Origin of the sequence: Nocardioides sp. NPDC057772, from assembly GCF_042798075.1 — a bacterium.
GTDB lineage: Bacteria > Actinomycetota > Actinomycetes > Propionibacteriales > Nocardioidaceae > Nocardioides.
Window position 1 is genome coordinate 1 of sequence record NZ_JBHVKN010000230.1, and the last position, 8,030, is coordinate 8,030.

Genomic DNA, 8,030 nt, shown 5'->3' on the forward strand with positions numbered 1-8,030 from the left:
ACAACTGCGTTTTCGGCGTTGTCGTCGTGCGGCCGAGAAGGCGGGTACGCAGGTCGAGACGTCACGTGCGCAGACCGAGAGGTCAGTCCCGCTGATCGAGTTGTCGCGACGGTGACAACTCGATCGACGTACGTGACGGCTCGCCCGGCGTACGTGACGGCTCGATCGACGTACCTGACGGCTCGCCCGACCGGGGCGACGGCTCGGCCGACGGGGCCGACTTCTCGGCATTGCTTGGACGCCGACCTTCCATGTTCTCGGGCTACCCCGTAGAGTGACCGCTGTCACCACCTAAGCAAACGCTTAGATTAGCCGAGCACACGAGGGATTGAGCATGTCGAGGTTCGAGGGACGTACGGCGATCATCACCGGGGCCAGCCGGGGCATCGGGCTGGGCATCGCCCAGCGGCTGGTGGAGGAGGGTGCGAAGGTCGTCATCACGGCGCGCAAGCCCGAGGCGCTGGCGGAGGCCGTCGAGGGTCTCGGTGGCAAGGAGGTCGCCCTGGGCATCGCCGGCAAGGCCGACGACCCGGCCCACCAGGAAGAGGTCGTCAAGGCGGCGATCGACACGTTCGGCAGCGCGGACCTGCTGGTCAACAACGCCGGCATCAACCCGAAGGCCGGCGGCCTGATCGACATGGACCGCGAGTCGGCCCGCAAGACGGTCGAGGTCAACTGCCTCTCGCCGATCGGCTGGACCCAGCAGGTGTGGCGACAGTGGATGTCCGAGCACGGCGGCGCGGTCGTCAACATCTCCTCCGTGGCAGGGCTGGCCCCGACGCCCCTGATCGCCACGTACGGCGCGAGCAAGGCGATGCTCAGCTACATCACCCAGGAGCTCTCGGTCGAGCTCGGCCCGAAGGTGCGCGTCAATGCGATCCTCCCGGCGGTGGTGAAGACCAAGTTCGCCGAGCTTCTCTACGAGGGCCGCGAACAGGAGGTCTCGGCGGCCTACCCGCTCAAGCGCCTCGGCGTTCCGGAGGACATCGCCGGCGTCGCCTCCTTCCTCCTCTCCGAGGACGCCGGCTGGATGACCGGCCAGCTCGTCACCGTCGACGGCGGCCTCACCCTCGCCGGCGGTCGCGTCTGATGCCGATCGCTCCCGACAGCACCGCCGTCGTCACCGGCGCCGCGGGCGGGATCGGCCGCGCGCTGGCCGCCCGGCTCGTCGCCGAGGGCGTCCGTGTGGTGGTCAACGACATCGACGACGTACGCCTCACCGAGACCGCGAAGGAGATCGGCGCCCACCCCGTGCCAGGTGACGCGGCCTCCGTCGAAGGCGTGGAACGCCTCGTCAAGGCCGCGAAGGACCACCTCGGCCAGATCGACGCGTGGTACGGAAACGCCGGCATCGACCGTGGCATCGGCCTGGACTGTCCTGAGGAGGACTGGCAGGCGTCGTACGAGGTCAACGTCATGGCCCACGTCCGGGCGGCGAGGCTCCTCGTCCCCGACTGGGTCGAGCGCAAGGCCGGCCGCTACGTCGTGACCGCGAGCGCGGCGGGGCTGCTGATGATGATCGGCGCGCCGACCTACACGGTCACCAAGCACGGCGCGGTCGCCTTCGCCGAGTGGCTCTCTGCGACCTACCGCCACCACGGGATCGTCGTCCAGGCGATCTGCCCGCAAGGTGTGCAGACCGGGATGCTCGAGCGGTCCGGTGTGATGAAGGACCTGCTCAGCCGCGACACCGCGCTGACGCCCGAGCAGGTCGCCGAGAGCGCCTGGGAGGCGACCAAGGACGACCGCTTCCTGGTGCTGCCGCACCCGGAGGTGGGCGACTACTACGCCGCGCGGGCGACGCAGACCGACAAGTGGCTCGGCGGGATGAACCGACTCTGGCAGCACGTGGAGGGACAGGTATGAAGGCGTGGCGGATCAACGAGCTCGGTGAGCCCAAGGACGTGATGCGGCTCGAGGAGGTGCCCGACCCGTCCCCGGGGGCCAGGCAGCTCGTCGTGAAGGTGCTGGCCAGCCCGGCCAACTTCCCCGACGTCTTGATGGCCCGGGGTCTCTATCAGGTCAAGCCCGAGCTGCCGTTCACCGCCGGCGTCGAGCTGTGCGGCGAGGTGGTCGAGCTCGGTGACGGAGTCGACGGCTTCCAGGTCGGTGACCGCGTGATCGGTGGCGCCGCCCTGCCGTACGGCGGCTTCGGCGAGCTCGCGCTCATGGACGCCGCGACCACGTTCCCGGCTCCCGAGGCGCTCACCGACGCGGAGGCGTCGAGCCTCTACATCGGCTACCAGACCGGCTGGTTCGCACTCCACCGCCGCGCCCACATCCAGCCCGGCGAGACGCTGCTCGTGCACGCGGCGGCCGGTGGGGTGGGCAGCGCCGCGATCCAGCTCGGCAAGGCCGCCGGCGCCACCGTGATCGGTGTCGTCGGCGGACCGGAGAAGGCCGCGGTCGCCAAGCAGCTCGGCGCGGATGTCGTCATCGACCGACACGAGCAGGACTTCGTGAAGGTGGTCAAGGAGGTCACCGGCGGCAAGGGCGCCGACGTGATCTACGACCCGGTCGGCGGCGACACCTACGACCGCTCCACCAAGTGCATCGCTTTCGAGGGCCGGATCCTGATCATCGGCTTCGCCGGCGGCCGCATCCAGGAGGCCGCGCTCAACCACTCGCTGATCAAGAACTACGCGATCGTCGGGCTCCACTGGGGTCTCTACAACATGCTCGCCCCCGAGCTCGTCAAGGAGTGCCACGCCGAGCTCACCCGGATGGCGGCCGAGGGCTCGATCAAGCCGCTGGTCAGCGAGACGCTGTCGCTGGACGAGGTGGCCGACGGCGTGCAACGCCTGGCCGACGGCACCACCGTGGGGCGGGTCGTCTACGAGGGGACCCGATGACCGCCGCAGGACTCAGAGCTGTCATCTTCGACTACGGCGGGGTGCTGACCACGCCGATCGGCGACTCGATCCGGGCCTGGCTGAAGGCCGACGGCATCAAGCCGGAGAGCTTCACGACGGTGCTCAAGGAGTGGCTGGGTCGCTACGCCGACGCCGGCACCCCGATCCACCGTCTCGAGCTCGGCGAGCTGTCGGTCAAGGAGTTCGACAAGCTCCTGGCCGCCCGCCTGGAGACGTACGACGGCAGTCCGGTCGATCCCGAAGGCGTCCTGTCCCGGCTCTTCGCCGGGATGCGGCCCAACCCGGAGATGTTCGCGCTGGCCGAGGAGCTCCGTGATGCCGGCATCCGGCTCGCCCTGCTCTCCAACAGCTGGGGCAACTTCTACCCGCGTAAGCAGGTCGACGCGCTGTTCGAGGTGGTCGTGATCTCCGAGGAGGTCGCGATGCGCAAGCCGGAGCCGCCGATCTTCGACCGCACCCTGAGCAGGCTCGGTCTCCGAGCCGAGGAGTGCCTCTTCATCGACGACGCCGAGCCCAACGTCCTCGGCGCCCGAGCGGTCGGTCTCGACGCCCTGCTCCACACAGACCCGGCGAGCACCCGCGCAGCGCTCGCCCGGATGATCCCCACCCTCGGAGGTGCCGCATGACGACCGAATCCCTGCCCGGGCTCGACCTGGACAGGCTGGGCCCATGGTTCGCCGAGAACGTGGAAGGCGCCGGCGCCGAGCTGAGCGCCAGCCATATCTCCGGCGGCAAGTCCAACCTGACGTACGCGGTCTCCGACGGCGCCCACGAGTGGATCGTCCGGCGCCCGCCGCTGGGGCACGTGCTCGCCACCGCGCACGACATGAAGCGTGAGCACACCGTGATCAGCGCACTGCGCGACACCGACGTGCCGGTGCCGCACACCTTCGCGTTCTGCGCCGACGAGGAGATCCTCGGGGCACCGTTCTACGTGATGGAGAAGGTCGAGGGCCGGCCCTACCGCTACGCCCGCGAGCTCGAGCCGCTCGGCGCCGACCGGACCCGCGCGATCTCGGAGCAGCTCATCGACGTGATGGCCGCGCTGCACGCGGTCGACCCGGCGAAGGTCGGGCTGAGCGAGTTCGGCCGCCCGGAGGGCTTCTTGAGCAGGCAGGTCCGGCGCTGGAAGAAGCAGCTCGAGGCGTCGTACTCCCGCGATCTTCCTGCCGCCGACGAGCTCCACGCGCTGCTGGAGGCCCGGGTGGGGGCCGCCGAGGCGGCCTCGACCGGGCCGGGGATCGTGCACGGCGACTACCGCCTCGACAACGTCCTCACCGACGAGACCGACCAGATCAGGGCCGTCGTCGACTGGGAGATGGCCACCCTCGGCGACCCGGTCACCGACCTGGCGATCCTGCTCACCTACCAGCGGATGGCATCGGTCTCCGGTGACGGCACCGTGACCGACGTCAGCAACGCACCCGGCTGGCTCTCCGAGGACGAGATCATCGCCCGCTACGACGCGGCCAGCCCGCGTGATCTGAGCGAGTTCGGCTTCTACCTCGGGCTGGCCGCCTACAAGCTGGCCGCGATCCTCGAGGGCATCCACTACCGCTACCTCAAGGGCCAGACCGTCGGGCCCGGTTTCGACAACATCGGGGACGGGATCTACCCGCTCCTGGACATGGGCATCAACGCGATGAAGGGACAGTAAGCGTGGACTTCACACCCGACGCCAGGACCGAGGAGCTCGTCGCCTCGGTGTGGGACTTCCAGAAGACGTACGTCGAGCCCAACGAGGCCGTCTTCGACGAGCAGCTCGCGGCACTGCCGGACAAGTGGGCCTGGGACTCGGTGCCCGTGCTCGGCGAGATCCGGGCCGAGGCCCGCAAGCGCGGCCTGTGGAACCTCTTCCTCCCCGGTGAGGGCGGGGCGGGGCTGACCAACCTGCAGTACGCCCCGCTGGCCGAGATCACCGGCCGCAGCCATCTCGCGCCGGCCGCGTTCAACTGCGCCGCCCCCGACACCGGCAACATGGAGGTGCTGCACGACTTCGGCGACGAGGCGCAGAAGAAGGAGTGGCTGGAGCCGCTCCTGGAGGGGCAGATCCGCAGCGCGTTCGCGATGACCGAGCCGGCCGTGGCTTCCTCCGACGCGACCAACATCGAGACCTCGATCGTGCTCGACGGCGACGAGTACGTCCTCAATGGCCGCAAGTGGTGGATCACCGGCGCGATGAACCCGAACGCCAAGATCTTCATCGTGATGGGCAAGACCGACCCGTCCGCCGAGCGCCACAAGCAGCAGTCGATGATCCTGGTGCCTCGCGACACCCCGGGCCTCACGATCAAGCGCGGGATGGAGGTCTTCGGCTACGACGACCACGACCACGGCGGTCACGCCGAGCTGATCTTCTCCGACGTTCGGGTGCCGGTGGGCAACCTCATCGGGGCCGAGGGCATGGGGTTCGCGATCGCGCAGGCACGCCTGGGCCCGGGCCGCATCCACCACTGCATGCGCTCCATCGGCCTCGCCGAGCGGGCGATCGAGCTGATGTGCGCTCGCGTCGAGGACCGGGTCGCCTTCGGCAAGCCGCTCTCCGAGCAGGGGGTGATCCGGGACTGGATCGCCGAGTCGCGGGTGCGGATCGAGCAGCTGCGGCTCCTCGTCCTCAAGACGGCCTGGTTGATGGACACGGTCGGCAACAAGGGTGCCCACACCGAGATCCAGGCGATCAAGATCGCCACCCCGGCGACGGTCCAGTGGATCCTCGACAAGGCGATCCAGGCGCACGGCGCCGGCGGACTGTCCCAGGACTTCCCGCTGGCCAAGGCGTACGCCGGCATCCGCACGCTCCGCTTCGCCGACGGCCCCGACGAGGTGCACAAGAACGCCCTCGCCAAGGCGGAGCTGCGTCGGCAGGCCGCACGTCGAGAGGGCCGGCAGTGACTCCGGAAGACATCAAGAGCAGGGTCGAGGCGTTCCTGGCCGAGCACCCGGTCGCGACGACCGAGCCGAACGCCTTCCTGCACGCCCGCTACCGGGCCGGACTGGCCTGGGTCGCGTTCCCCGAGGGGGAAGGTGGCCTCGGCGTCTCCCGGGCCCTGCAGCCGTTGGTGAACGACCTCTTCGAGGCTGCCGGTGCCCCCGACAACAACCCCCGGCGCAACGGGATCGGGCTCGGCATGGCCGCGCCGACGATCCTGGCCTACGGGACCCCGGAGCAGCGGTCGCGCTTCCTGGAGCCGCTGTGGTGCGGCGAGGAGATCTGGTGCCAGCTCTTCTCCGAGCCCGGTGCCGGCTCCGACCTGGCCGGTCTCGCGACGAGGGCGGTCCTGGACGGCGACGAGTGGGTCGTCAACGGGCAGAAGGTGTGGACCTCGGGCGCCCACAACGCCGACTACGCGATCCTGGTCGCCCGCACCGACCCGGACGTCCCGAAGCACCGCGGTCTGACCTACTTCTTGTGCGACATGCACGATCCCGGCGTCGAGGTGCGCCCGCTGCGCCAGATCACCGGCGAGGCGGAGTTCAACGAGGTCTTCCTCACCGATGTCCGCATCCCCGATGCCCACCGTCTCGGCGCGGTCGGTCAGGGCTGGGAGGTCGCCAACGCCACGCTCAACAACGAGCGTGTCGCCATCGGTGGCGCCGCCATGCCACGCGAGGGCGGGCTCCTCGGCGTGGTCGCCGAGTCGTGGCGTACGCATCCGGAGAACCACACGCCGGAGCTGCGCGACCGGCTCTTGAGGCTGTGGGTCGAGTCGGAGGTGGCCCGGCTGACCGGGGCACGGCTGCGGCAGAAGCTCGCCGTCGGCCAGCCCGGTCCCGAGGGGTCGGCGATGAAGCTGACCTTCGCCACCATCAACCAGCGGCTCACCGGGCTCGACCTGGAGCTCCGCGGTGAGGAGGGTCTGCGCTACGAGGACGGGGAGGGCTGGACGATGGTCCGGCCAGAGCACGTCGACTTCGCCGGCCGCGACGCCGTCTATCGCTACCTGCGCGCCAAGGGCAACTCCATCGAGGGCGGCACCTCGGAGATCCTGCGCAACATCGTGGCCGAGCGCGTCCTCGGCCTCCCCGGGGAGCACCGGGTCGACAAGGACGTGGCCTGGAAGGAGATCCCGCGATGAGCGGACCCGAAGTCGAACTGCTCGACAACGAGCTCGATGCCGACCTGCGTGCCACGGTCAGGTCGTTCCTGTCCGAGCGCTGTGGCCCGGCCGATGTCGTCAAGGCGTATGACGGGGACAGCTCGCTCACCCCGGTCCTGTGGAAGGGGATCGCCGGGGACCTCGGGCTCGCGGGCCTGCTGATCCCGGAGTCCTACGGTGGCGCCGGCGCTTCCGCGCGCGAGGCCGCCGTGGTCCTGGAGGAGCTGGGGCGCTCGGTCGCCCCGGTGCCGTTCCTGACCAGTGCGGTCGTCGCGACCTCGGTCCTGCTGGCCGCGCCCACCGAGAAGGGTGCGGAGCTGCTGAGCGGCCTGGCGTCGGGAGAGCACACGGCGGCTCTGGTCGTCCCGCTGCCCGCCACGACCGTCCAGCCGCTGGAGGCCGTCGAGACCGAGGTGCGATCGGTCGCCGGTGCCCTCGAGGCCGACACCCTCCTGGTGCCGGTCGCGACACCTGCCGGCATCGAGGTCCGAGCCGTCCCTGCGGATCAGGCGACGATCGCCGCGGTGAGCTCGCTCGACATGACCCGCCAGCTCGCCGACGTACGCCTCGACCCGGCCGCCGGCGAGGTAGTCGTCGCCGCGGAGCACGGTGCCGACGGCGTACGTTCCGGTCTGCTGGCCGGGGCCGCGCTGATGGCCTCCGAGCAGGTCGGGGTGGCGCAGTGGTGCCTGACCACGACGGTGGACTACCTCAAGGTGCGCCGCCAGTTCGGCCGGATCGTCGGTGGCTACCAGGCGCTCAAGCACCGGCTCGCCGACCTCTACACCAGTGTCGAGGGAGCTGGGGCAGCCGCGCGCTACGCCGCCGGAGCGCTCGCTCTCGGCGCCGCCGGAGAGGCGGAGATCGCAGCCCATGTCGCCGCGGCCTACTGCGGTGACCTCGCCGTCACCGCGGCCGAGGAGGCAGTGCAGCTGCACGGCGGCATCGGCATGACCTGGGAGCACCCCGCCCACCTCTACCTGAAGCGGGCCAAGGCCGATCAGATCGCGTACGGCCTCCCCGGCCTCCACCGCGACCGTCTGGGGGCGCTGGTCGACAT

General features: G+C 70.1%; 8 protein-coding genes. All 8 read left to right on the forward strand.

Annotation, left to right across the window (positions count from 1 at the left end):
* The first annotated feature begins 334 nt into the window (after positions 1 to 334).
* Positions 335 to 1,090 carry an SDR family oxidoreductase gene (locus ACFVJS_RS24480; RefSeq protein ID WP_378885898.1) on the forward strand — a complete coding sequence of 252 codons (756 nt, stop codon included), beginning with the start codon at positions 335 to 337 and terminating at the stop codon, positions 1,088 to 1,090.
* Positions 1,090 to 1,866 carry an SDR family oxidoreductase gene (locus tag ACFVJS_RS24485; RefSeq protein ID WP_378885900.1) on the forward strand — a complete coding sequence of 259 codons (777 nt, stop codon included), beginning with the start codon at positions 1,090 to 1,092 and terminating at the stop codon, positions 1,864 to 1,866. Before ACFVJS_RS24480 ends, ACFVJS_RS24485 begins: the two co-directional genes overlap by 1 nt.
* A complete protein-coding gene (locus tag ACFVJS_RS24490; RefSeq protein WP_378885902.1) occupies positions 1,863 to 2,852 on the forward strand; it encodes an NADPH:quinone oxidoreductase family protein in 990 nt (329 codons plus the stop codon). The genes ACFVJS_RS24485 and ACFVJS_RS24490 overlap by 4 nt, the downstream gene beginning before the upstream one ends.
* Positions 2,849 to 3,499: an HAD family hydrolase gene (locus ACFVJS_RS24495; RefSeq protein WP_378885904.1), complete on the forward strand. Its 651-nt coding sequence runs from the start codon at positions 2,849 to 2,851 to the stop codon at positions 3,497 to 3,499. The genes ACFVJS_RS24490 and ACFVJS_RS24495 overlap by 4 nt, the downstream gene beginning before the upstream one ends.
* Complete coding sequence (locus ACFVJS_RS24500; RefSeq protein WP_378885905.1) at positions 3,496 to 4,530, forward strand: phosphotransferase family protein; 1,035 nt, start codon at positions 3,496 to 3,498, stop codon at positions 4,528 to 4,530. Before ACFVJS_RS24495 ends, ACFVJS_RS24500 begins: the two co-directional genes overlap by 4 nt.
* Before the next feature lie 2 nt (positions 4,531 to 4,532).
* Positions 4,533 to 5,765 (forward strand): acyl-CoA dehydrogenase family protein, encoded by a 1,233-nt coding sequence (locus ACFVJS_RS24505; RefSeq protein ID WP_378885907.1) that lies wholly within the window; start codon positions 4,533 to 4,535, stop codon positions 5,763 to 5,765.
* Complete coding sequence (locus ACFVJS_RS24510) at positions 5,762 to 6,949, forward strand: acyl-CoA dehydrogenase family protein (protein ID WP_378885908.1); 1,188 nt, start codon at positions 5,762 to 5,764, stop codon at positions 6,947 to 6,949. Before ACFVJS_RS24505 ends, ACFVJS_RS24510 begins: the two co-directional genes overlap by 4 nt.
* A partial coding sequence (locus ACFVJS_RS24515) for an acyl-CoA dehydrogenase family protein (protein WP_378885910.1) occupies positions 6,946 to 8,030 on the forward strand: 1,085 nt, incomplete at its 3' end. The genes ACFVJS_RS24510 and ACFVJS_RS24515, both read left to right, overlap by 4 nt.